Here is a 23,487-nt window from a genome sequence, read left to right on the forward strand (position 1 = left end):
CCTGTCGCGCTCCGATCGGTCGCCTCACCCCGACAGCGACACCGGGCCGATGATCTGCCCGCGCCGCTCCCGCACCCATCGATCCCGGCTCTGCGCGAACTCCGCGTGCGTGGCGAACCGGTATCGGTAGGAGGTCACCCGAACCCAGCGGGGCCGGCGTCCGCGGAACGGATCATCGGCGAGCAGTCGCAGCGTCGGGGCGTCGGCCTCGAGCAGCCGCACGAGGAACATCGTGAACCACTCCTCGAGCGATCGACCGAGGGGCAGGAACCACATGAGCCAGTCCAGCCGCAGGTGGTAGGGCGCGAACTGGCCGGGGATGCGTCGCAGGTCGCCCGGCTTGCCACGGAATGCGTACTCGCGCCACGTCGCGGCATCCGGCTCGTCGTCGTCGGTACCCTCGACGACGTACTCGATGCGCTCCTTGGTCACAGTGCCGAACGCGCCGTACGCGTTGGCGAGCTGCCAGCGGTTGAAGCTCGCATTCATCAGCTGGCGACGGGCGAACAGGTTGCGCAGCGGCCACCAGCTGAGCACGACGTACAGGATGCCGACGACCGAGGTCGCCGCCAGCCACCACGCGGGCAGACCGGCGACCGTCCCGGGTCCGGTGTCTCCCGTCGATGGCGCGCCGCCGAGCCCCGGCAGGCCGATCGCGGAGAACGCCAGGACGACGGTCGCCCAGTTGAGCCACGCGAAGTTGCCGGTGAGCACGAGCCAGAGCTGCGTGGCGATGATGATCGCGGCCGCAGCGGCGCCGATGAGCGCAGGGACGGGACCGGACACCCACAGCCCCACCAGCGGCGCGAAGAGGAACCACGGCACCACGAGCTGCGCGGCATGATTTCCGAGCACCTCGCCACGGTGGAACCATCGGGGGAGGAGGTGCGCCTGCCGGCTGAGCGGCCCCGGCATCGGCTGAGTCTCGTGGTGGTACATGAGCGCCGTCAGATCTCGCCACTCCCGCCCGCCGCGGATCTTGATCATGCCGGCGCCGAACTCGAGGCGGAACAGCAGCCACCACAGCAGCACGATCACCACAGACGGCGGCGGCTGCGACGCCGACCCGAGGAACGCCGCGAGGAAGCCGGCCTCGAGCAGGAGCATCTCCCATCCGAACCCGTAGAACGTCTGCCCGATCGAGACGATCGACATGTAACCGAGCCACAGCGCGAGGAAGCAGAGCATCGGAACCCACGGCGGGCCGAGCTGCGGGATGCCGCCGACGACCAGGGCGCCGACGACGATCCCCGCGATGCACAGGGCGGCGAGGCGCCGATCGGTGTACCTCACGAAGCGGAACAGGGTGGGGCGCAGCATCCGTCGCCGGGACTCGGACGAGGCGGCCCAGGCGAGCAGTTCGGGGGCGGGCAGCAGGCCGCGCTCGCCGAGGAGCGGACGGAACTGGTTCAGCGACGAGAGGAAGGCGACGACGAACAGGGCGGCGATCCCGCGCTGGAGCACCTCGCGGGCGAAGCCGAAGTCCACGGCGGCGAACCCGTCCATCACGCCGCCTCCGTGTGCATGTCAGCGCCCGGGGAAGAGATCGGCCAGCTCGACCGGCGAGCCGGCGTCGTGCAGCGCCTGACGCGCCGCGAGCCAGCCCGGCATTCCGGTCACCCCCGGCCCGGGTGGCGTTGCGGCGGACGCCAGATAGATCCCGCGAAGCGGCGTCCGCCAGGGCGTGGTCGACACGATCGGGCGACGGATCGCCTGGGTGACGCTGAACGCCCCGCCCAGGATGTCGCCGCCGATGTCGGAGGGGTTGTAGGCCTCCTGATCGACGGCTGTCGTCGCATGCACCGCACGGATGCGCCGGCGGAACCCGGGTGCGAAGCGCTCGACCTGCGCGGTGATCGCCTCGGTCGGGTCGAACCGCGACCCCGCGGGCACGTGCATGTACGCCCAGAGGATGTGCGATCCCGCCGGTGCCCGCGAGGGGTCGAGGATCGTCGGCTGCACCGCGAGGACGTAGGGGGCGCTCGACACGCGCCCGGCGGCGACGGCGTTCTCGCTCTCTGCGACCTCGGCGGCGGTGCCGCCCAGGTGCACGGTCGGCGAGGCTGCGACGTCGGGATGCTCCCACGGCACGGGCCCGTCCAGGGCGAAGTCGACCTTCGCGGCCGCCGCGCCGTAGCGGTAGGTGCGCACGGCGCGCGCGTAGTCGGCCGGCAGACCCGGGTGCGTGAGCAGCAGTCGCGGTGAGGTGTCGAGCAGCAGCAGGTCGCCGCCGGCGAGATCGCCGACGTCGAGGGTGGTGATGTCGTGCACGCGCACGCCGGTCTCGATCTCGCCGCCGTGCGCGCGCAGGTCTGCTGCCAGGGCATCGGCGATCGTCTGGGCGCCGCCGCGCGGGAACGACCAGCCGTCCGCGGTGTGCGCGTGCGCGGCCAGGAACAGGCCCGATGCCGCTGCGCCGAGCGACGGCATCCGGGTGTTGGCGTGAGCGAGCACCCCGGACAGCAGCGCGGCGGCCTCGGGTGTGCGGAACGTGATGCCGGTCAGCGGGGTGCCGACCTGCAGCGCCCGCATCCCGAACCGCAGAACCGTGAGCGGATGACGCGGCCACCGGAGCAGCTGGTTGCCGGTGAAGTCGACGAGGTCGTCGAGGTGGGTGCCGAGAGGCTCGACGACCGCCCGCCACGCGCGACCGTCGCGGCCGAGGCCCGCCGCGGTGCGGTCGAGGTCGCGCCAGGCGATCGCGGCGCGGCCGCCGTCGAGCGGCTGCGCGTACGACGCGTCGGGTCTGACCCAGTCGATGCGGTCACGCAGTCCGAAGGCGCGGAAGAAAGGTGACGACAGCGCAGCGGGGTGGACCGCCGAGCAGACGTCGTGATGGAAGCCGGGGAGGGTGAGCGCAGCGGTGCGCACCCCGCCGCCGATCGTCGACGCCGCCTCGACCACGCGCACGGCGAAGCCGGCACGGGCGAGGGCGACGGCTGCCGCCAACCCGTTGGGGCCGCTGCCGACGATCGTCGCGCGCTGAGCCATGGCCCCATCCTCCCACCGCGCGTACGCCCGGACGACGGCTACACGAGCCGGTAGCCGACGCCGCGGATCGTCTCGATGCGTCCGGGGCCGAGCTTCTGTCGCAGGTACCCGACGTACACGTCGGCGACGTTCGACCCGGGGTCGAAGTCGTAGCCCCAGACACGGCTGAGCAGCTGTTCGCGGCTGAGCACGTTGCCGGCGTTGCGCACCAGCTCCTCGGCGAGGGCGAACTCGCGCGCCGACAGCTCGATAGCGACGCCTCCGACGTGCGCGCGCCGCGTGCGGATGTCGAGACTCAGGTCGCGGTGGGTCAGCTCGCTCCCCGAGGCGACGTCGTCGCGCCGCATCCGCAGGCGGATGCGCGCGACGAGCTCGTCGAAGCGGAAGGGCTTGCCGAGGTAGTCGTCGGCGCCGCCCTCGAGGCCGGCGACGGTGTCTTCGAGCTCCACGCGGGCGGTGAGCATGATCACGGGCATCTTCGACCCCGAGCCCCGCAGATTCTCGAGCACGGCGAAGCCGTCCATCCCGGGGAGGTTGACGTCGAGCACGAGGAGGTCGAATTCGCCGCTCAGCGCGAGGTCGAGCGCCGCCGGGCCGGTCGTGGCGACGCGGGTCGCGAAGCCGGCCGACCGCAGGCCCTTGTCGATGAAGCCCGAGATCCTCGGTTCGTCATCGGCGATGAGGATGGACGCCATCGGCGGATGCCCCCTTTCCGGTTGCCACCGTCGCCCCCACCGGGAGCGGCGGGCGCGGCGGGATGTGCAGATCTCTCGCGACGGTGATGTTGGCGCGCTTCAGCGGCAGCGTCACGACGAACAGGGCGCCGCCCCCGGGAGCGTCGGCGACCGTCGCGGTCCCGCCGTGGGCGCGTGCGATCACCTGGACGATGTTGAGGCCGAGCCCGCTGCCGGAGCGTCCGGCGGCATCCGTCCCGCGGTGGAAGCGCTCGAAGATCGCCTCCTTGTCCGCGTCGGCGACGCCGCCGCCGAAGTCGCGGACGGAGATCGCGAAGGTGTCGTCGGTCAGGGCGCTGCTCACGACGATGCGTCCGCCGCCGTGGGTGACTGCGTTCTGGACGAGTTGGAGCACGGCCTGGGTGACCCGCGCCGGGTCGAGCGTCGTGACGACGTCGACCACCGTGCCGGTCCCGACGACCGCGCCGTCGATGCCCTGCGCCTTGCGCACGATCTGGTGGAGCAGGTCGGCGGCGTCGACGGCGACAGGCCTGATGGGAGAGGGGCCGTGCAGCGCCGCGCTCGCCGCGAGATCCTGCACCAGGTTCGCCATCCGCTCGAGCTCGTCGACGGCGAGATCGCGCGTCTCGCGCACGTCGGACGCGTCGTCGGCGTCGACGACCTCGAGGTAGCCGCGCACGATCGTGATCGGGGTCTTCAGCTCGTGGCCGACGTCGCTCAGCAGTCTGCGCTGCGATTCGAGCGCCTCGTCGAGCCGGTCGAGCATGTCGTTCATGGTGGCGGCGAGCTCCGAGACGTCGTCGCGCCCGACGATCGGCAGACGCTCCGACAGTGCTTGCGCCGAGACCCGCTCGGCCGTGCGTCGCATCTGGCGGAGCGGGCGCAGCAGACGCGTCGTCACGAGCGCGGCCGCCCCGGCGATGACCGCCAGCGTCACAGCCGAGGCGATGATCCACACCCGGGCCGCCGAGTTGATCTCCGCGAGTTCCGCCTCGACGTCGTAGGCGATCGCGAACAACGCGTCGTTCCCGGGATCGGAGGGGAGGGTGATCGGCGCGCCGAGGTACCGCCACACCACGCCGTCCTCCGCGTACGTGCCGACGACCGCGTCGCCGTCCGCGGTCCGGTCGACGACGGTGGGCACGAACCCGGGGGTCGAGAGAAGGTCGACGTCGAGCGCGATGCCGGGCACCAGGGCGGGCTCGCCGGCGACGATCCCGACCGTGCCGGTGTTGTCGTCGGGCGCGGCCCGCTGCACGACGGCGGCGAGAGCGGCTGCCGAGCTCTCCCACGGCTCGTCGTCGATCGGGTTCTCGACGACGAACCGGGCCGAGGTGAGGTTCGCCGCGAGCAGATCATCGATCTGGCGGATGATCCGCCCGCGCTCCTCGAGATAGACGACGAAGCCGACGGCGGTCATGCCCAGGGCGGCGACGACCGTGATGACCGCGATGAGGCGGGTGCGCACCGACACGCCGGGGCGCCGTCGCGACCTCCGTCCATTCCCCACGCGTTCGAGTATGCCCGTCGCGCACTCGGCGTCCCGGGAGTCTAAGAGGAGTCTCACTGCGCCGCGCCGCGTCGCGTGATGAGATCGAAGGATGCCGCCAGCCGCCGTCACCCCGGAGGAGTCGCTGCTGCGCGAGGCCCTCGACCTCGCCGCCCAGACCGATGTCCGGCTGATCGGCCGGGAGCCGCTCGGTGCCGGCACGGTCGCCGGATTCGAAGTGCACGACTCCTCGGATCCGCTGATCTACTACGTCGACACGTCGCGCCGTGCCGTCGAGCGCGAGACGGGGCTCGCCGCCGGTGAGGCCGCGGACCCCGAGGTGCGCGTGTGGCTGCACCCTGCCGATCCCCACCTGCCCGCGCTCGCGCCGCTCGCCTTCGCCCACGCCGCGGAGACCCTGCTCGCGCGTCTCGGGATGCACGCGCTCGGGGTGCCGGAGATCGTCGCCTACCGTCCCGGACGCCGCGCCGTGCTGCGCGTGCCGACGGATGCCGGCGACGTCTGGGTGAAGGCGGTGCCTCCGGCGCGCGCGTCGCGGCTGGCGGCGACGCACGACGTGCTGAGCCGTGCGGGCATCCCGCTGCCGGAGCTTCTCGGCTGGTCGGATCGCGGCGTGCTGGCGCTCGCGTCCGCCGTCGGCGCACCGGTGGCTGCCGTGCTCGGGCACGCGGGCACGGCGGGCGATGCGCACGAGGCAGACGTTCGCGCCGATGCGCTCCTCGACGAGGTCGATCGCCTGCGGTCGGCGTTCGCGGGTGCGGCGCTGCACGCCCCCGCACGCACCCGCATGCGACGGAGGCTGGAGTGGTACGCCGAGCGGCTCGCCGCGACGGAGCATCCGGGGCGCACCGCGACGGTGCGCGCACTGCGGGACAGGACGCTCGCGCGCTGGGGGCGGAGCGAGTCGGCAGTCATCCACGGCGACCTGCACTTCGGGCAGCTGTTCGTCGACGCCGGCGGTGCGATCACCGGCGTGATCGACGTCGACACCGCGGGCGTGGGCGACCCCGCCGACGACCCCGCGGCCTTCATCGCGCACGCGGTCGCCAGCGCGGTCCTCACTCCGCAGCCGCGCGGTGCGGGTGTGTGGAGGCTCGCGGAGCGCGCCCTGGCGCGGTGGGCCGGCGATCCGGGGATGGGCGACCGCGTCGCCGCTCGCACGACGACGCATCTGCTGGGTCACGCTCTCGGAGCGGTCGAAGCCGGTGAGGCCGACCGGGCAGCGCTGCTCCTCGGGGCGGCGGATGCGGTGCTCACGGGCGACCTCGCAGCGCTGAGCAGCACGCGCGACGGCGCGGACGACGCTCCTAAGAGTCGTCTCACGGCGCCCTTGGATCGGGTTTAGACGCGCTCGCCAGTCTGGGATCACCGCCGGGACGGCAATTCCCACTTCCGGCGGCCGATGAGAGGAGGCCGAAATGGCTGCCAAGAAGAAGTGGATCACCTACGGCGTCGCCGGAGCCCTCGGGCTGACACTCGTGGGGGGTGCTGCCGCCGCGACCGCCGCGACGATGAACCTCCAGACCGCGGACGGCGTCGTGCCCGGCGGGCCGCTCATCGGCCCGGGCAAGGATGTGCTCGACCGCACGAGCCTGCAGCTGCGCGTCACCGACACCTCGGCGAGCATCGTCACCGCGCCGTCAGCGGCACCGTCGCCGACCGCGTCGGTGCCGTCCGCGACGTCGGCACCGGCCGCCTCGGCCGCTTCGGCGCCGGCGCAGGGCTCGGCACCGAGCATCGCGTCACCGGTCACCCCGGTGTCGCCCGCCTCGCCGGTGAGCGCCGTGAGCGCGCCGACTCCGGTGCCGCCGCCTGCACCGGCGCCCGCACCCGCGCCCGCCCCGGCATCCCCGGCATCGCCCGCCTCGCCCGCGTCGCCGGTGTCGGCCGCGTCGCCCGCGTCGGCTGCCTCGGCCGGATCGGTCGCGTCGGCGGCCTCGGACTGACGTCCCAGGCTCGGGCGGGGTGCGGCCGTTGCGGCGCACCCCGCCCGTGTTGCGCGTGGCGGTTCCCACCGGGGCCACGAAGTGGGCAGGATGAGAGTGCGGGTCGGCCGCGGGAAGAGGTACGCCAATGCAATCGGTTCTGCTCGACACCCCGGCGGGGATCACGGCTCGACTCGGCTGGGATCCGAAGCTGTCGGAGCACGATCGCAAGCGCATCCTCGCGCGCGAGATCCTCGCCGCCCAGCTGCACGTCGAGGAGCGCGCCATCCGCCTCGAGCGCGAGGCGCCGACGCACTTCGGCTTCCACACGCAGCTCATCGCCGAGGTCGACGGCGCCGAGGTGCCGCTGGCCATCCGCAACGCGAGCTTCCGCGCCGCCACGATCGTCGCCGTCGCCGATCCCGCCGTGCCGCTCGGGCTCGACCTGCGCGACGCGCACCCCGATGAGGCGACGCTCTTCCAGATGCGCAAGCACTCGCATCTGTTCGACGAGAACGACCTGGGCAAGCTCCTCGCCCACTGGACCCGGGTCGAGGCCGTGCGCGACGCCGACGGGCGCGGTGCCCGCGTCGCGGCAGATCATGTGCGCCTGGACTCGCCGCTGACCAGGGGCTGGATCCCCGACCGCAAGGTCTTCTACCAGCTGGCCGACCTCTCGCGCGACGGCTGGATCGTCACCCTCGCCTACGGTGCCCTGCCGATCGGCTGAGCCCCACCCGTCGAGGCCGGCCCGGCCGCCGATCCGGGCCGGTGCGGCCTACTCCACGAGTTCGGGGAGGGCGGCCTTCAGCTCGGCCAGCCACACCGCGGGGTTGCCGTCGCTCGGCGCGCGCCAGTCGCCGCGGGGCGACAGCGACCCGGCGGGCAGCACCTTCGGGCCGTTCGGGATGGCCGAGCGCTTGAACTGCGCGAAGCCGAAGTAGCGCTTGAGGAACACCTGCAGCGACGTCGCGATCGTCGGCAGGTCGTAGCTGTAGCGATCCTCCGCCGGGAAGCCCGGCGGCCAGGCGCCGGCATCCGCATCCGCCCACGCGTGCGATGCGAGGAAGGCGATCTTCGAGGGGCGGAAGCCGTAGCGCAGCACGTGGAACAGCGTGAAGTCGTGCAGCGCATACGGCCCGATGCGGTCCTCGGTCGACTGGATCTTCCCGTCCTGCCCCGCCGGTACCAGTTCGGGCGAGATCTCGGTATCGAGCACCGACTGCAGCACGTCCTTGGCGGCATCCGTCAGATCGGTCGACCCGTCGCCGTCGTGCGCGATCACCCACCGGATCAGGTGCTGGATGAGCGTCTTCGGCACGCCGGTGTTCACGGCGTAGTGGCTCATGTGGTCGCCGACGCCGTACGTCGCCCACCCGAGGGCGAGCTCCGACAGGTCGGACGTGCCGATCACCATGCCGCCGTGATGGTTGGCCAGGCGGAAGAGGTAGTCGGTGCGCAGGCCCGCCTGCACGTTCTCGAACGTGATGTCGTGCACCGGCTCGCCGTCGGCGAACGGATGCCCGAGCCGCTCGAGCATCTCGATGGCGAGGGGACGGATGTCGAGCGTCTCGATCGACGCGCCGATCGCCTCGGCGAGGGCGATCGCGTTCGACTTCGTGTGGTCGCTCGTGGCGAATCCGGGCATCGTGTAGGCCAGGATGTCGCTGCGCGGCCGGCCCATGCGGTCCATGGCCCGTGCCACGACGAGCAGCGCGTGCGTCGAGTCGAGGCCGCCGCTCACGCCGATCACGGGCTTGGGGTCGCCGATCGCCCGCATGCGCTGCACGAGACCCGACACCTGGATGTTGAACGCCTCGTAGCAGTCCTGGGCGAGACGGGCGGGGTCGTCGGGGACGAACGGGAACCGGTCGAGCGGGCGGCGCAGCCCGATGTCGTCGGTAGGAGGGTCGAGCGGGAACTCGTACTCGACGAAGTCGTCGCGCGGGTTCTCGGTGGGGGTCAGCTCGGCTGCGCGATTGTCGTCGAACGTGCCCTGGCGGAGGCGATCCTGCCGGAGGCGGTCGAGGTCGACGTCGGCGACCGATCGCCGGGGGCCGTCGGGGAAGCGCTCCGTCTCGGCGAGCAGCATCCCACCCTCGTAGATCATCGTCTGGCCGTCCCACGACAGGTCGTTCGTCGACTCGCCCTGGCCGGCTGCAGCGTAGACGTACGCGGCGAGGCACCGCAGCGACTGCGACTGCGCGAGCGCCTTGCGGTCGTCGGCCCGCGCGACGGTGATGGGGCTGCCCGAGAGGTTGACGAGCACGGTAGCCCCGGCGAGGGCCGCGCGCGACGACGGCGGGACGGGCACCCACATGTCTTCGCAGATCTCGACGTGGAGGGTGAGCCCCGGCACGTCGGTGGCGCGGAACAGCAGATTCGTGCCGAACATCGCCTCGACACCGCCCTCGCCGACCGCACCGCCCAGCGTCACGACGCCGTCGAAGTACGAGCCCGGGGCGTACCAGCGGCGCTCGTAGAACTCGCGGTAGGTCGGGAGGTAGGTCTTCGGGACGACGCCCATGATCTCGCCGCCGCGGATCACCACGGCGCAGTTGTAGAGGCGGTTGCGCACGCGCAGCGGGGCGCCGACCACCAGCACGGGGCGAAGCTCCGCCGACGCCTGGGCGATGCGCAGGATCGCCTGCTCCGCGGCATCGAGCACCGCATCCTGCATCACGAGGTCGTCGATCGCATAGCCGGTGAGGCACAGTTCGGGGAACACGGCGACCGCGACGCCCTCGTCGTGGCACTCTCGCGCCGTGGCGAGCACCGCGTCGGCGTTCGCGGACGGGTCGGCGATGCGCACCGGGATGGTGCAGGCGGCGATGCGCGCGTACCCGTGGCGGTACGCGCTCTCGAACGGCAGGCTCATGCGCCCAGTCTGGCAGGTGGGCCGCGTCGCTGTCGGGGGCCCCGGCTAGTGTCGTCGGGAGAAGGGGAGGCATGCGGTACATCAGAGACGAAGGCCGGATCGTCTGGAGCGCCAGCGACCTGAAGGCGGCTGCCGAGTGCGAGTTCGCCTGGCTGCGGGCGATCGATGCGCGGCTGGATCGGGTCGCCGCGGTGGAGGAGCCGGAGGACCTCACCCTGAAGCGCGCCGGAACCCTCGGGTATGCGCACGAGAAGCGGGTGCTCGGGCAGTACGTCGCGCAGTTCGGCGACGGTGTGGTGCAGATCGCCGAGACCCGGTCGTCGGATGCCGCGGCACTCGCCGACGCGGTCGCGGCGAGTCGTGCGGCGCTCGAGTCCGACGCGAAGGTCGTCTACCAGGCCGCGTTCTCGACGCGCGATTTCGTCGGCTTCGCCGACTTCCTGGTGCGCGACGAGCACGACCGCTGGATCGTCCAGGACACCAAGCTCGCCCGTCGTGCGAAGGTGACCGCGCTCACGCAGCTGGCGGCATACGTCGATCAGCTCGACCGGCTCGGGGTTCCCCGCTCCGATCGTGTGGAGCTGCTGCTCGGCGACGGCTCCGTCAGCGTCCACCAGGTCGACGACCTCATGCCGCTGTTCGCCCTTCGACGAGAGCGCCTGCTCGCGCTCGTCGCCGATCGCCGCCTCGACCTCGGAGCCGCCGGCGCACCCATCGCGTGGGGCGATCCCCGGGGCGAGCTCGACGTGTTCGCATGCGGGCGCTGCGCCACCTGTGACGCGGAGGTGGTGTCGCAGCGCGACCTGCTTCTCGTCGCCGGCATGCGTCCGGTGCAGCGCCGTCGGCTGCGGTCGGCGGGCATCACGACGATCGACGAGCTGTCGGCGACCGCCGCCGGCCCCGCCGGCATGAATCCCGACACGTTCTCGATGCTGCGCACCCAGGCGCGCCTGCAGCTCGAAAGCCCGGCAGGCACCCCGTCGCTCTTCCCGGCGCCGAAGACCGTCCAGGCGAACGCGTCGGGGGCAGCCGCACCGACGGAGACGGTCGCGGCGGCGACGGCCGTCATCGAGCGGGTCGCTCCGGCGCAGCCGCTGTACCGCGTCGTCCACCCGAAAGCGCTGGCGGCGCTTCCGCGCCCCGACCACGGAGACCTGTTCTTCGATTTCGAAGGCGACCCGCTGCACTCCGAGCAGACCGCCGCCGGTCGCACCCAGTGGGGGATCGACTACCTGTTCGGCTGGGTCGACGACCGTGAGCAGTACAGCGCGCTGTGGGCTCACACGCTCGCCGACGAGAAGGTGGCCCTCGAGCGGTTCCTCGACATCGTGGATCTGCGTCGGCGGCAGCATCCGGGCATGCACATCTACCACTACGCCCCGTACGAGCCCACGCATCTGCTCGCGATGGCCGCGCGCTACGGAGTGCGCGAGGCCGAGGTCGACCGGCTGCTGCGCGACGGGGTGTTCGTCGACCTCTACCCGATCGTGCGCCGTGCGCTCAAAGTCGGGTCGCGCTCGTACTCGATCAAGAAGCTCGAGCCGCTGTACATGGGCGCCGACGTGCGCACCAGCGACGTGCAGAAGGGCGACGACTCGATCGTGCGCTACGTCGAGGCACGCGCCCTCGCCGCCGACGGTCACGTCGAAGACGGGCAGGCGATCCTCGACGATCTCGCCGACTACAACCGCTACGACTGCGTCTCGACCCGGCGTCTCCGCGACTGGCTCGTCGACCGCGCCCGCGAGGCCGATCTGCGTCCGTCGCCCAACCCCGAGCCCGACGAGGCCTCCGCCGATCCGTCGCCGCGCTCGCTGAGTCTCGGCGCCCTCGCCCTCGGGCACGCGCCCGACTCGGCGGAGGCCCAGGCGCTGCGACTCGGAGCCGCGGCGATCGACTACTACCCCCGCGAGGGCCGGTCCTTCTGGGCCACCCACTTCCTGCGGGTGCGCGAGCCGCTCTCGCTGTGGGAGGAGAACCGCGACGTCGTCGTCATCGACGCGACGCGCGTCCATGTGCGCGAGGACTGGCACGTCCCCGAGAGCGGGCGCGGCGGCATGCGCCGCCTCATCGAGGTGCGCGGCGAGCTCGCCCCCGGCACGCGGCTCTCGGAGGGGTCGAACCCGTTCGCGCTGTACGAGCTTCCGGCGCCCTACCCCTACGAGCCCGATCCCCGCTGGATCCACTCCTATCGGTCGGTCACCGTGATCGAGGTGCTCGACGACGGTGCGGTGATCGAAGAGACTGCGGTCGACGGGTACACGTGGGCCGAGGCGCCGATCGCGCTCACTCCGGGCGCCCCGCCGCGCGCCGGCAACCAGCAGTCGGCCATCGACGCCTGGGCCGATTCGGTGATCCAGGCGACGCCCGCGCTGCCGGCTGACCCGGCCACCGACATCCTCCGGCGTCGTCCGCCGCGCACCCGCAGCAGCGGGCTGCCGGTGTCGACCGGCGACGACGTCGAGGCGATCGTGCGTGCGGTGCGCGACCTCGATCGCAGCTACCTCGCGGTGCAGGGTCCTCCGGGGACGGGCAAGACATACGTCGGCTCCCACGTGATCGCCCGTCTCGTGAACGACCACGGGTACAAGGTGGGGGTCGTGGCGCAGTCGCACGCGGTCGTCGAGCAGATGCTCGATCGCATCGTGGCGGCGGGCGTCGCGCCGGTGCGCGTCGCGAAAGCCCTCAAGGCCGATGCGGATCCTGCGGGGGTCGCCTTCACCGCGATCCCCAAGAACGGCATCGCCGCCTTCACCGCCGAACAGCCCGCCGGCCATGTCATCGGCGGCACGGCGTGGGACTTCAGCCACGAGGGGCGGGTGCCGCGGGGGAGTCTGGATCTTCTGGTGATCGACGAGGCAGGACAGTTCTCCCTCGCATCGACGATCGCGGTCTCGCTGGCCGCGCCGCGCCTCGTGCTGCTCGGCGATCCCCAGCAGCTGCCGCAGGTGAGCCAGGGCACCCATCCCGAGCCCGTCGACACGTCGGCGCTGGGATGGGTCATGGACGGCTCCGATGTCATCCCCGACGGGTTCGGGTACTTCCTCGCGCAGACCCGGCGCATGCGACCCGAGGTGGCTGCACCCGTCTCGCGGCTCTCGTATCGCGGTGAGCTCGCCGCGCACCCGTCCACGGCGCTCCGCCGGCTCGACGGCATCGATCCGGGCGTCATCCCCGTCGCGGTCGCCCACAGCGGGAACGCGACGCATTCGCCCGAAGAGGCGCAGGTCGTCGCGGCCATCGTGCGAGATCTGCTCGGGCGCGCGTGGGTCGACGTGATCGGCGACGACGACGGCGAGGTGCGGGCTGCTCCGCCACGCCCGCTCGGTGCTGCCGACCTGATCGTGGTCACTCCCTACAACGCCCAGCAGGTCGCTGTCGAAGAAGCGCTGGCCGCCGCCGGGCTGCCCGAGGTGCGCGTCGGCACGGTCGATCGCTTCCAGGGACAGGAGGCCGCGGTCGCGATCGTCTCGCTCGCGGCGTCGTCGGGCCGGGATGCGCCGCGCGGCCTCGAGTTCCTGCTGCTGCGCAACCGCCTCAACGTCGCGGTGTCGCGGGCGATGCACACCGCGTACCTCGTCCACTCGCCCGCGCTCCTCGACGATCTGCCGCACACGCCCGAGGGCGTCGCCCGCCTGAGCGCGTTCGCCCGCCTCGTCGGACGGGCGTGAGCGGCGCGTAGACTCGGCGCACTGCGCCGCGCGACCGCGCGATCGCGCCCGGCGGCAGTCCGCCGAGCACCCCGACGCCAGGAGGGCCCATGGCCGACGACGCACCACGCCAGTTCGAGATCGACCTGCCGCAGGAACTCATCGGCGGTGCCTACGCGGACTTCGCGAACGTGTGGCACACACCCACGGTGTTCGTGATGGACTTCCTGACGCTGGCCCAGCCGCCGAGCGAGAGCGTCGATCCCGAGACGGGGGAGCGCAAGACCCTGGTGCCGGCGCGCGTCGTGAGCCGCATCCGCATCCCACCCGAGCAGGTGTTCGAGCTCGCCAAGGCGCTCACCCAGCAGCTCGAGTTCTGGGAGCAGGAGACCGGGCGCAAGGGGCCTTCCGAGCCGCTGCTCGGCGACTGAAGCGCCGGGCGGCGGCGCTTTTCCGGCGGACCGGGCATGCTCGCCTCCCGCCGCGCACGGGTATCACGCATCCTCCATACCCCTCTGACACGGGGTAAGGAGTGCGCACATGTCCGCTATCAGCACAGCCCTCGGCCCCTCGTCGGTCGACACCGGAAGCGCCGCGCGTCGCCCGCACGGCGTGATGTTCTGGATCGCCCGCTATCTGCCGGCCGAGATCGTCGGCACCGCGGCGATGGTCGTAGGCGGGCTCCTCGCCGGCATGGCGACCGACAGTCCCGCGCTCATCGCCGCAGCCGCCCTCCTCGGCGAGATCGTCGGCTTCTACGCCGTACTGGCGATCACCGTCTACGCCGAGCAGATGCAGACCGGCGAACGGCGCCGGGGAGCCCTGGCTCGCACCGGCATGCTCCTCGTCGCAGAGTTCGGCGCCGCCGAACTCCTCGACACCCTGCTCATCAGGCCCGCCGCGCTCATCGCCGGAGTCTGGCTGCTGCCCGACCCGCTCTGGGGCCTCCTCGCAGGCAAGCTCGTCGCCGACGTCATCTTCTACGCGATCGCGGCCGGGGCGTTCACCGTCACCGACCGCACGGGTCTGCGGCGGCGGCGCGTCGCCCGGGCGGAGCACCCCGCCCCGGAGCAGGTGACCTCGTGAGCGCGCCCGAGCTGGTCGCACCCGATCGGGTCGCGACCGAGGACGTCGAGACGGATGCCGTCGCGCCGGTGAACGTCAAGACGGCCGCGGTCGAACCGGCGAGAGCGGCGACCGAGCCGGTCGTGACGGCGCCGATCACCACGGCGTCGATCACCACCGCGACCGTCGTGCCGGTCAGTGCATCGACCGCGTCCTCCGTGGCCGACCGCGTCGTCGCGCGTCCGGTCGTGGCCGATCGCGCCTCGCTCGACAGGCGCCGCCGCGGCGAAGCGTCCGCTCTGCTGGCGACGGATGCCGCACGCGCGGCACTCGCGGAGTTCGGCACACCCGTGCTGCTGCTCGAGCCCGCGCGGGTGCAGCGCCAGTACCGCCGCCTCCGCACGGCCCTGCCGTTCGTGCGATTCCACTACGCCGTCAAGGCGAACCCGCACCACGCGGTGATCGCGGCACTCGCCAGCGAGGGCTGCGGCTTCGACGTGGCGACGGGGGAGGAGATCGCGCTCCTCGAGCGCCACGGTGTCGACCCCGCCCGCGTCATCCACACGCATCCGATCAAGAAACAGCCCGAGATCGCCGCAGCCGTCGCCGCGGGCGTGCGCACCTTCGTCGTCGACAACGAGGCGGAGCTCGCGAAGTTCGTCGGTGCCGACGCGGGCGTGCGGGTGCTCATCCGTCTGGCCTACCGGAGTCCGCGAGCCAAGAGCGACCTCTCGACCAAGTTCGGCGTCGGGCCGTTCGAGGCGGCGCACCTCGTGGAGCGCGCGCTCGCACTGGGCGTGCACGTCGCCGGCTTCAGCTTCCACGTCGGCAGCCAGCTCGACGATCCGCAGCGCTTCGCGGATGCCGCAGACGAGACGCTCGCGCTCATGGCGCAGTTCGAGAGCCGATTCGGCGTGCGGTTCGCGGTGCTCGACATCGGCGGCGGCTTCCCCGTGTCGTACGACAGCGGCGTCGTCCCGCTCGAGGAGATCGCCGCGCGCCTGCGCGCCGTGCTCGAACCCGTCGCGGCACGCTACGACATCATCGCCGAGCCGGGCCGCATCCTCGTCGCCGAGTCGATGACCCTCGTCACGAGCGTCGTCGGCGTCGCCGAGCGCGACGACGGGCGCTGGTACCACGTGGACGACGGGGTGTACGGGGCGTACTCGAACGTGCTCACCGAAGACGTGCATCCGCTCGTCTTCGCCGAACGCGACCTGCGCGGCGACGCGGACGACCACCGGTGGGCGACGGTCGCGGGTCCGACGTGCGATTCGTCCGACGTGATCGCGCGCGAGACGCTGCTGCCCGACCTGCACGTGGGCGACCTGGTCGTGAGCCCGGTGATGGGCGCGTACACGACGGTGACGGCGACGCGCTTCAACGGCAGGCCGCTCACCCCGGTCGCGGTGATGCCGTGCGCCGGACTGCATGCCGTCGGGGGCGCCGGCAGCGGCGCCAGTGTCGGCGGAGCGGATGCCGCACCGATCGCATCGTCTGCGACCCCGAGAAGTCCGATCGCCCGGGTAGCCACGGCGCCCGAAGCCCCGGCGGCGCTCATCGTGTGAGCGCGCCGGTGCGGCGGTGTCGCGCGACCGATCCCGCGGTCAGACGGTGCCGTAGAGACGGTCTCCGGCGTCGCCGAGCCCGGGCACGATGTAGCCCTTCTCGTTGAGGCGCTCGTCCATCGCGCCGAGCACGAGGGTGACGTCGCGGCCGGCGACCTGCTTCTCGATCGCGGCGACGCCCTCGGGGGCGCCGAGGATGCAGATCGCCGTGACGTCCTGCGCGCCGCGCCGGAAGAGGAACTCGATGGCCGCGCCGAGCGAGCCGCCGGTGGCGAGCATCGGGTCGAGCACGAAGCACTGCCGGTCGCTGAGGTCGTCGGGCAGCCGCTCCGCGTAGGTCGTCGGCTCGAGCGTCTCCTCGTTGCGGGCCATGCCCAGGAAGCCGACTTCGGCCGTGGGGAGGAGCTTCACCATCCCCTCGAGCATGCCGAGTCCGGCACGGAGGATCGGCACCACGAGCGGCCGCGGTTCGCTGATCTTGACGCCGGTGGTGGTCGTCACGGGGGTCTGGATCTCGATGGGGCTGACCCGCACGTTGCGGGTCGCCTCGTATGCGAGGAGCGTGACGAGCTCTTCGGTCAACTGGCGGAAGACCGGCGAGGGGGTGGCCTCGTCGCGCAGAACCGTGAGCTTGTGGGTGATGAGCGGGTGGTCCGCGACGTGCAGGCGCATGTGCCCAGGGTAGTCGGTGGCGGTGTACCGGCACAGCGCGCGCCATAGGCTGTGTGCAGTCCGAGGGGAGCCGCGATGAACGCCACCGATCACGCCGCCATGCGGCGGGCGCTGTCGCTCGCGGTCGATGCCGGGCGGGCGGGGGACGTGCCCGTCGGCGCCGTCGTGACCGATGCCTCGGGCGTGGTCATCGGCGAGGGGCGCAACCTCCGCGAGGTCACCCACGATCCGACCGCGCACGCCGAGGTGGTGGCGCTTCGGCAGGCCGCGGAGTCGATCGGCTCGTGGAATCTGCAGGGATGCACGCTCGTGGTCACCCTTGAGCCGTGCGTCATGTGCGCCGGCGCGGTGCTGCAGTCGCGCGTGTCGCGCCTGGTGTTCGGTGCCTGGGACGACAAGGCCGGCGCCGCGGGCTCGGTGTACGACGTGGTGCGCGACCGGCGGCTGCCGTATCGCGCCGAAGTCGTGGCCGGGGTGTGCGAAGACGAGGCGGCCGCCCTGCTGCGCGAGTTCTTCGACGACCGGCGCTGATCGGGCCGCGCTCGACGAGCCGGACCCGGGGGATCGCGCCCGCGGCATCCGGGGGTCTGCCCCCTGCCTCGCCCACGTCCGCCGGGAATACCGTGACAGCCGTGACCCGCCTCATCGAACCCGTCCGCACCGCTCCGGTCGCCGCGCGACCCGGTGGTGCGCGGTCCCGCATCGGCTGGACCTTCGTGCTCCTCACCGCGTTCGCCGTCGTGGCGTTCTCGGCCGCGCCGTACTTCACCGCCTCGCTGCGCGACCTCGCCGACGCCGAGGTCGGCCTGGCGCCCACCTATGCGGCGACGCATCCGTTCGTCCAGGGCGCGCTCTACGCCCACATCGTCGGCGGTGCCATCGCACTGCTGGTCGGCGCGCTCCAGTTCTGGCGGGGGCTCCGGATGCGCGCTCCCGGCCTGCACCGCTGGCTCGGCCGCCTCTACCTCGCCGCGGTCGCCGTCGGAGGTGTCGCCGGTCTCGTCATCGCGCCGTCGAGCCCCGCCGGGTACGTCGGACTCTTCGGCTTCGGTGCGCTCGCGGTGCTGTGGCTCGTCACGGCGTGGCGCGCGTACCGGGCAATCCGTCGCGGGGATGTGCCGAGCCATCGCGCCTGGATGATGCGAAACTATGCGCTCACATACTCGGGGGTGATGCTGCGGCTCTGGCTGCCGCTGCTGCTGCTCGCACCCCTCGTGCTCGGGTTGCCGTGGGAGTTCGAGTCGGCGTTCGCGAACGCGTACGCGGCGGTGCCGTTCCTGTGCTGGCTGCCCAACCTGGTGTTCGCGGAGTGGCTGATCCGCCGGCGGGGGCTGCCGTCGTACCGGCTGCTGGTCACGCGCGGGTGAGCCTCAGCGGCGCCGGTCAGCGCGGCAGGTGGGGGAGCACCTCGATGCCGAGGTAGTCGACGTGGTCGGCATCCTGCAGATCGAGCAGCTGGAAGTACACGCGCTCGATGCCGAACGAGCGGTAGTGCGCGACGCGCTCGCCGATCTCGTCGGGCCCGCCCACGATGTTCGTGCCGTCGCGCACCTCGTCGAGCGACTTGCCGATGCGGGCGGCTCGGCGCGCGACCTCGGCGTCGTCGCCGCCGGCGAAGGTCGACATGGCGAGCGACAGGCGCACGGTGGCCGGGTCGCGGCCGATGCGCTCGCACGCCCGGTGCAGGTTGTCGATCCGCTCCTGGATCTGGTGGTCTTCGGGGAAGCCCACGTTGTACTCGGTCGCGAACCGCGCGACGAGGTCGGGGGTGCGGCGGGGTCCGCCGCCGCCGATGATCACGGGTACGGGGCTCTGCACGGGCTTCGGGAGGGCCGGGGCGTCGTCGAGCCGGTAGTTCGCGCCCGTGAACGAGTACGACCCACCGACGGGGGTCGACCACAGCCCCGTCACGATCTCGAGCTGCTCCTCGAGGTGGTCGAACCGCTTCGCGGGGAACGGGATGCCGTAGGCCTGATGCTCCCGCTCGAACCAGCCGGCACCGAGACCCAGCTCGACCCGCCCTCCCGACATCTCGTCGACCTGGGCGACCTGGATCGCGAGGACGGCCGGGTGGCGGAACGTGACCGGCGAGACGAGCGTGCCGAGGCGGATGCGCGAGGTCTCGCGCGCGAGACCGGCGAGCGTGGTCCACGCGTCGGTGGGGCCGGGAAGGCCGTCGCCCATCCCGCTCAGGTAGTGGTCGGAGCGGAAGTAGCCGGTGAAGCCGGTGCGCTCCGCGACCTGCGCGTACGCGAGCTGGTCGCCGTAGGTGCCTCCGAGGTGCGGCTCGGTGAAGACGCAGTACTCCACGTTCAGTCCACCGACCGGATGACGAACTCCTCGGTGGGAGGGTTCGGATCCTTGTCGGGGCGGTAGATGTCGGGCTCGAGGTAGATGACGCGCGCGGTGGGCACCGCCGCGCGGATGCGGTTCTCGACCCGATCGATGTCGGCGGCCACGTGGGCGAGCGGGGCGTCGGAGGCGAACCCGAGCTTGGCCGCGACGAGGAGCTCGTCGGGACCGAGGTAGAGGGTCTTGATGTGGATGAGCTTGTGCACCTCGGGGCCGTCGGCGATAGCGCCGACGATGCGGTCGTGGTCGGCGTCGGTCGCGCCCTCGCCCACCAGCAGGCTCTTCGTCTCGATGCCGAGCACGATCGCGACGAGGATCAGCAGCGTGCCGATCATGAGCGTGCCGATCGCGTCGAAGATCGGATTGTGGGTGATCGCGGTCATGCCGACGCCGAACAGCGCGAATGCCAGACCGGTCAGCGCGGCGATGTCCTCGAGCAGCACGACGGGCAGCTCGGGTGCCTTCGCGTGCCGCACGAACGACACCCACGACTGGCCCTTGCCGCGCACGTGGTTGCTCTCCTGGATCGCCGTGCGCAGCGAGAACGACTCGAGGCCGATGGCGATCACCAGCACGATGATCGGCACCCAGACGTTCTCGAGCTCGTGCGGGTGGGTGAGCTTGTCGACGCCCTCGTAGATCGAGAACAGGCCGCCGACCGAGAACAGGATGATCGACACGACGAACGCGTACACGTACCGTTCGCGTCCGTACCCGAACGGATGCTCGCGGTCGGCCGCGCGCTTGGCCCGGCGCCCGCCGAAGAGCAGCAGCAGCTGGTTCCCGGAATCGGCGACCGAGTGGATCGCCTCGGCGAGCATCGACGCGGAACCCGAGATGAACCAGGCGATGAACTTCGCCAGGGCGATGCCCATGTTCGCCAGGAACGCCGCGATGATCGCCTTGCCGCCGCCGGAAGCACTCATGGGGATGAGTCTACGGACACCGTGACGGTGCGCCGCGACCCCGGTTCGGCCGCTGCGCGACGCGCGATCAGTCCGACGACGGGATGATGAACGCCTCCGTCGGCGGTGCGGGGTCGGCCGGGGCGCCGACGTATCCGATGGCCCCGAGGAGCGCGTGTCGGAACTCCGCCGGCCGCTCCAGGTGAGGGGAGTGCCCGACGCCCTCGAGGGCGACCTCGCGCACCTCCCCGCCGGCAGCGGTGTAGCGGGCGAGCACGTCACGCGTCTGCGACACCATCGGCTGGGCCGGCGCGACGTCGTCGCCGGGCCAGCCGGGCACGATTCCGAGCTTTCCGAGGTTGTTCAGGTCGAAGAACGAGGCATCCGACACGATCGCATCCGTCGTGCCGTGCACCCACACGATCGGCGGCTTCACCGCGAGGTCGACGATGCCCGACACGTCGAAGTACTGCGGCGCCATGGTGTTGAGCACGCCGACCCGGCCGGCGGCGAAGCCGGGCCAGTTGTCACTCGCGACCCCGTCGCCCGGGTAGTTGCCGGAGGCGGTCGAGGTCGTGAGCATGGAGGCGACCCAGACGTCTTCGTGCTCGGTCGTGTACGCCGCCGAGACGTAGCCCGAGCGGAACACGCTGCGCGGCGAGGTCGGCGCCTCGTCACTGTCGTCGTCGCGGGTGAGGCGCTCGACGAAGTCGGGGTTCGCCCCGCCGCCGCCGCACCCGGCGTCGTCGTCGGTGAGGCGCGTGCCGTCGCGGCGGGTGCCGCCGAAGCCGAACGGCGAGACCGGCGCCTGCAGGGTCAGGCTCAGGGCGCCGTGGTCGATCGCGTGCTGCATCACGACACCTCCGCCCATCGACCATCCGACGAGGTGCACCGCCGGGAGGCCCAGCGCGTCGAGGGTCGCCTTCACGTCGTCGCTGAAGTCGCGCACGCCCCGGGTGGCGTCGATCGGCGCGTGCTCGGTGCCCCCGAAGCCGCGCAGATCGACGGCGATCACGCGCAGGTCGCCGGGCAGATCCTGCATGATCTCCTGCCAGAACAGCGACGACGAGACATTGCCGTGCACGAGGACGACGGTGCGCTCGGGAGGAGTGGAGGGGTCGTCGCCATCGCGCTCGAGGATGTTCACGTCGAGTCGGGGCGTGGCCACGATCCGCTGGGTGATGCCGTCGAAGAGCGTCATTCCGGGTGCCTCCCACCTCGTCGCGGAGGCCTCGGTGCCGCCCGCCACCTCGACTATAACCCCGGCTGCAGACGCAGGTGAATCAGGTTTCAGGTTCCGGTGTAGAAGCCGTACGTTGCGTCGGCCGAGGCCTGCGCCGCGACAGCATCCCCGCCGTCGGCGACCTGGGCGCGCGCCCATCCGTCGGCGGCGGCGCGGTAGAACGAGCGACCCTCGTCGGTGAAGGCCCACGCCTCCGCCGTCTCGGGTGTGACGTCGCCGCTCCCCGCGAGGTGGAGTGCCAGGCCGAGCAGGCCGCCGTCCCAGCCGACGCCGGTGGCGCCGGGGCCGTAGAGCTCCCAGAACCCCGGCGGCAGGTCCGCCGTGCGCGCCGTGTGGATCAGTTCGAGCCGCGTCGTGTCGGACCCCTCGCTGCGCAGGGCGATCTCGATCCACGACACGCCTCCGCCGTACTCCCACGTCGCCCGGTAGCCGGCGCTGCCGTCGGCGGGGGGAGTGCATGCGAGCACCTCGCCGGCGGCGTTGCCCTCCAGCTGGTAGCGGCCGCCCAGGGTCAGCTCGCCCGAGACGGGCAGGAACCAGCGGGCGATGCGGTCGGCCGAGGTCACGGCATCCCACACGTCGTCGAGGGGTGACGGGTAGGTCTGCGCGAGCGTCTGCACGCGGGTCTCGGCGCCGTCCAATGCATCGGTGCGCACCGCGCGGTCCACCGCCGCGATCTGCGCGTTCACATCCACCATGTCAGTTCTCCTTGTCGGGTGAGGGGTCGTCGGCGTCGGTGTCGGCGGCGATGTCGGGTGCGGCATCCGGAGCCTGCTCGTCCAGGCGTCGCCGCCGGCGTCCGCGCGCGAGCTCGGTGCCGAGGGCGTCGAGTCTCGGCTGCCAGAATGTCCGGAACGGGTCGAACCACGCGTCGGCGAGTTCGAGCGGAGTCGGGTCGATCGCGTAGAGCCGTCGCGTTCCGTCGGGCCGCGCCGTCGCGAATCCGGTCTCGCGCAGCACGCGGAGGTGCTGCGAAACGGCCGGCTGCGAGATGCCGAACTCGCGCTGCACCGCGTCTCCGATGTCGCCGGCGCTCATCTCGCCGGCGGCGAGGAGTTCGAGGATGCGCCGCCGCACGGGATCACCGAGGACGTCGAGTGCGTGCATGGTTTCATTGTTCAGTCTTAACTTATATAAGTCAAGACTGAACTTATCCGCCGAGCCTAGGATGGCGGGATGACCGACGACATGCTTCCCCCCATCGCGATCATCGGAGCCGGGTCGATGGGCGGCGCGATCCTGCACGGCCTCGTGTCGTCGGGGATCGCCCCGCGGATCGTCGTCACGAACCGCAGCGTCGCCAAAGCGGAGCTCCTCGCCGGCCTCGCGGGGGTCGAGAGCATCGCACTCGAGGCCGAGCCCGACGGGAACACCCGCGCCGCGGCGACGGCAGACGTCGTGCTCATCGGGGTGAAGCCCGCGATGGTGCCCGACCTGCTGCGCGAGATCGCGCCGACGCTGCGCCCCGGCACGCTCGTTGTCAGCCTCGCCGCCGGAGTGACGATCGCGACGTTCGAGCGGATCCTGGGCGCCGGGATCCCGGTGCTGCGGTCGATGCCGAACACCCCCGCTGTCGTCGGCAAGGCCGTGACCGGTCTGGCACAGGGGAGCACCGCCGACGCCGCCGCTGTCGCCGTCGCGCGGCGGCTGTTCGAGACGTGCGGCGCGGTCGTCGAGGTCCCAGAGGCGCAGATCGACCCGCTGTCGACCATCTCGGGTTCGGGGCCTGCGTACGTCTTCCTCCTGATCGAGGAGCTGACCCGCGCTGCGATCGGCAAGGGTTTCGCCGAACCCGAGGCGCGCCTCATGGCCGAGCAGACCTTCATCGGCGCCGCGGCTCTGCTCGACGCGACGGGGGAGGACCCGGCCGAGCTGCGCCGTCGGGTCACCAGCCCCAAGGGCACCACCGAGCGCGCTATCGCGGTGCTGCAGGAGGCGCGCCTCGACGAGGTGTTCGCACGCGCCACGGATGCCGCGCTCGACCGGGCGCGGGAGCTGGCGCAGGGCGCCTGACCGGCCTCGCGCAGGTGCGC

At 72.0% G+C, this 23,487-nt stretch carries 21 protein-coding genes; 10 read left to right on the forward strand and 11 right to left on the reverse strand.

Annotated features, from left to right (window positions below):
* Positions 1 to 24: 24 nt before the first annotated feature.
* The 4 genes from JOD63_RS01015 to JOD63_RS17980 are packed head-to-tail and all read right to left on the reverse strand — an operon-like array spanning position 25 to position 5,160.
* On the reverse strand, positions 25 to 1,506 hold the full coding sequence (locus JOD63_RS01015) for a lipase maturation factor family protein (protein WP_045274075.1): 1,482 nt from the start codon (positions 1,504 to 1,506) through the stop codon (positions 25 to 27).
* A 21-nt stretch (positions 1,507 to 1,527) separates the two neighbouring features.
* Positions 1,528 to 2,991, reverse strand: coding sequence for a phytoene desaturase family protein (locus JOD63_RS01020; protein WP_045274076.1), 1,464 nt, complete (start codon positions 2,989 to 2,991; stop codon positions 1,528 to 1,530).
* Between the two features lie 38 nt (positions 2,992 to 3,029).
* Positions 3,030 to 3,686, reverse strand: a complete 657-nt coding sequence (locus tag JOD63_RS01025) for a response regulator transcription factor (RefSeq protein WP_045274077.1) — start codon at positions 3,684 to 3,686, stop codon at positions 3,030 to 3,032.
* Entirely contained in the window at positions 3,661 to 5,160 is a 1,500-nt protein-coding gene (locus JOD63_RS17980) for a sensor histidine kinase (RefSeq protein WP_052682245.1), read from the reverse strand. The genes JOD63_RS01025 and JOD63_RS17980 overlap by 26 nt, the downstream gene beginning before the upstream one ends.
* A gap of 127 nt (positions 5,161 to 5,287) precedes the next feature.
* Between JOD63_RS17980 and JOD63_RS01035 the strand changes: the two genes are divergently transcribed.
* The 3 genes from JOD63_RS01035 to JOD63_RS01045 all read left to right on the forward strand — a co-directional run bounded on the left by JOD63_RS01035 (position 5,288) and on the right by JOD63_RS01045 (position 7,851).
* Positions 5,288 to 6,541 (forward strand): aminoglycoside phosphotransferase family protein, encoded by a 1,254-nt coding sequence (locus JOD63_RS01035; RefSeq protein ID WP_045274078.1) that lies wholly within the window; start codon positions 5,288 to 5,290, stop codon positions 6,539 to 6,541.
* A 73-nt stretch (positions 6,542 to 6,614) separates the two neighbouring features.
* Positions 6,615 to 7,142, forward strand: a complete 528-nt coding sequence (locus JOD63_RS01040; RefSeq protein ID WP_211088018.1) for a hypothetical protein — start codon at positions 6,615 to 6,617, stop codon at positions 7,140 to 7,142.
* Positions 7,143 to 7,269: 127 nt separating this feature from the next.
* On the forward strand, positions 7,270 to 7,851 hold the full coding sequence (locus JOD63_RS01045; RefSeq protein WP_045277078.1) for a hypothetical protein: 582 nt from the start codon (positions 7,270 to 7,272) through the stop codon (positions 7,849 to 7,851).
* Positions 7,852 to 7,899: 48 nt separating this feature from the next.
* On the opposite strand, the gene JOD63_RS01050 is transcribed toward JOD63_RS01045, so the two are convergent.
* Positions 7,900 to 9,999 carry an NAD(+) synthase gene (locus tag JOD63_RS01050; protein WP_045277079.1) on the reverse strand — a complete coding sequence of 700 codons (2,100 nt, stop codon included), beginning with the start codon at positions 9,997 to 9,999 and terminating at the stop codon, positions 7,900 to 7,902.
* 71 nt (positions 10,000 to 10,070) lie between these two features.
* Here JOD63_RS01050 and JOD63_RS01055 point away from each other — a divergent pair, with 71 nt between their 5' ends.
* The 4 genes from JOD63_RS01055 (at position 10,071) to JOD63_RS01065 (ending at position 16,282) form a co-directional block, all read left to right on the forward strand.
* Complete coding sequence (locus JOD63_RS01055) at positions 10,071 to 13,670, forward strand: TM0106 family RecB-like putative nuclease (protein ID WP_045277080.1); 3,600 nt, start codon at positions 10,071 to 10,073, stop codon at positions 13,668 to 13,670.
* An 89-nt stretch (positions 13,671 to 13,759) separates the two neighbouring features.
* Positions 13,760 to 14,080, forward strand: a complete 321-nt coding sequence (locus JOD63_RS01060; RefSeq protein WP_045277081.1) for a DUF3467 domain-containing protein — start codon at positions 13,760 to 13,762, stop codon at positions 14,078 to 14,080.
* Between the two features lie 109 nt (positions 14,081 to 14,189).
* Complete coding sequence (locus JOD63_RS17635; protein ID WP_045277082.1) at positions 14,190 to 14,735, forward strand: hypothetical protein; 546 nt, start codon at positions 14,190 to 14,192, stop codon at positions 14,733 to 14,735.
* Positions 14,732 to 16,282, forward strand: coding sequence for a type III PLP-dependent enzyme (locus JOD63_RS01065; protein WP_245618062.1), 1,551 nt, complete (start codon positions 14,732 to 14,734; stop codon positions 16,280 to 16,282). Before JOD63_RS17635 ends, JOD63_RS01065 begins: the two co-directional genes overlap by 4 nt.
* 39 nt (positions 16,283 to 16,321) lie before the next feature.
* Here the strand turns inward: JOD63_RS01065 and upp are convergent, their stop codons facing one another.
* Positions 16,322 to 16,954, reverse strand: a complete 633-nt coding sequence (gene upp / locus JOD63_RS01070) for a uracil phosphoribosyltransferase (protein WP_045277083.1) — start codon at positions 16,952 to 16,954, stop codon at positions 16,322 to 16,324.
* Positions 16,955 to 17,029: 75 nt separating this feature from the next.
* On the opposite strand from upp, the gene tadA reads away from it, so the two are divergent.
* Positions 17,030 to 17,485, forward strand: a complete 456-nt coding sequence (gene tadA, locus JOD63_RS01075) for a tRNA adenosine(34) deaminase TadA (RefSeq protein ID WP_045277084.1) — start codon at positions 17,030 to 17,032, stop codon at positions 17,483 to 17,485.
* A gap of 101 nt (positions 17,486 to 17,586) precedes the next feature.
* Positions 17,587 to 18,321, forward strand: a complete 735-nt coding sequence (locus JOD63_RS01080) for a DUF2306 domain-containing protein (protein ID WP_045277085.1) — start codon at positions 17,587 to 17,589, stop codon at positions 18,319 to 18,321.
* 16 nt (positions 18,322 to 18,337) lie between these two features.
* On the opposite strand, the gene JOD63_RS01085 is transcribed toward JOD63_RS01080, so the two are convergent.
* From JOD63_RS01085 to JOD63_RS01105, 5 genes are all read right to left on the reverse strand, one after another.
* Positions 18,338 to 19,264, reverse strand: coding sequence for an LLM class F420-dependent oxidoreductase (locus tag JOD63_RS01085; RefSeq protein ID WP_045277086.1), 927 nt, complete (start codon positions 19,262 to 19,264; stop codon positions 18,338 to 18,340).
* Between the two features lie 2 nt (positions 19,265 to 19,266).
* Positions 19,267 to 20,232 carry a cation diffusion facilitator family transporter gene (locus tag JOD63_RS01090; RefSeq protein WP_045277087.1) on the reverse strand — a complete coding sequence of 322 codons (966 nt, stop codon included), beginning with the start codon at positions 20,230 to 20,232 and terminating at the stop codon, positions 19,267 to 19,269.
* Between the two features lie 67 nt (positions 20,233 to 20,299).
* Positions 20,300 to 21,412: an alpha/beta fold hydrolase gene (locus JOD63_RS01095; RefSeq protein ID WP_045277088.1), complete on the reverse strand. Its 1,113-nt coding sequence runs from the start codon at positions 21,410 to 21,412 to the stop codon at positions 20,300 to 20,302.
* An 89-nt stretch (positions 21,413 to 21,501) separates the two neighbouring features.
* The gene (locus tag JOD63_RS01100; RefSeq protein ID WP_045277089.1) at positions 21,502 to 22,152 is read right to left on the reverse strand and encodes an SRPBCC domain-containing protein; all 651 of its coding nucleotides are present in this window, start codon (positions 22,150 to 22,152) and stop codon (positions 21,502 to 21,504) included.
* A gap of 1 nt (position 22,153) precedes the next feature.
* Positions 22,154 to 22,561 carry an ArsR/SmtB family transcription factor gene (locus tag JOD63_RS01105; RefSeq protein ID WP_045277090.1) on the reverse strand — a complete coding sequence of 136 codons (408 nt, stop codon included), beginning with the start codon at positions 22,559 to 22,561 and terminating at the stop codon, positions 22,154 to 22,156.
* Positions 22,562 to 22,630: 69 nt separating this feature from the next.
* Between JOD63_RS01105 and proC the strand changes: the two genes are divergently transcribed.
* A complete protein-coding gene (proC, locus tag JOD63_RS01110) occupies positions 22,631 to 23,467 on the forward strand; it encodes a pyrroline-5-carboxylate reductase (protein WP_045277091.1) in 837 nt (278 codons plus the stop codon).
* The last annotated feature ends 20 nt before the right edge of the window (positions 23,468 to 23,487 follow it).

Origin of the sequence: Microbacterium terrae (assembly GCF_017831975.1) — a bacterium.
Taxonomy (GTDB): domain Bacteria; phylum Actinomycetota; class Actinomycetes; order Actinomycetales; family Microbacteriaceae; genus Microbacterium; species Microbacterium terrae.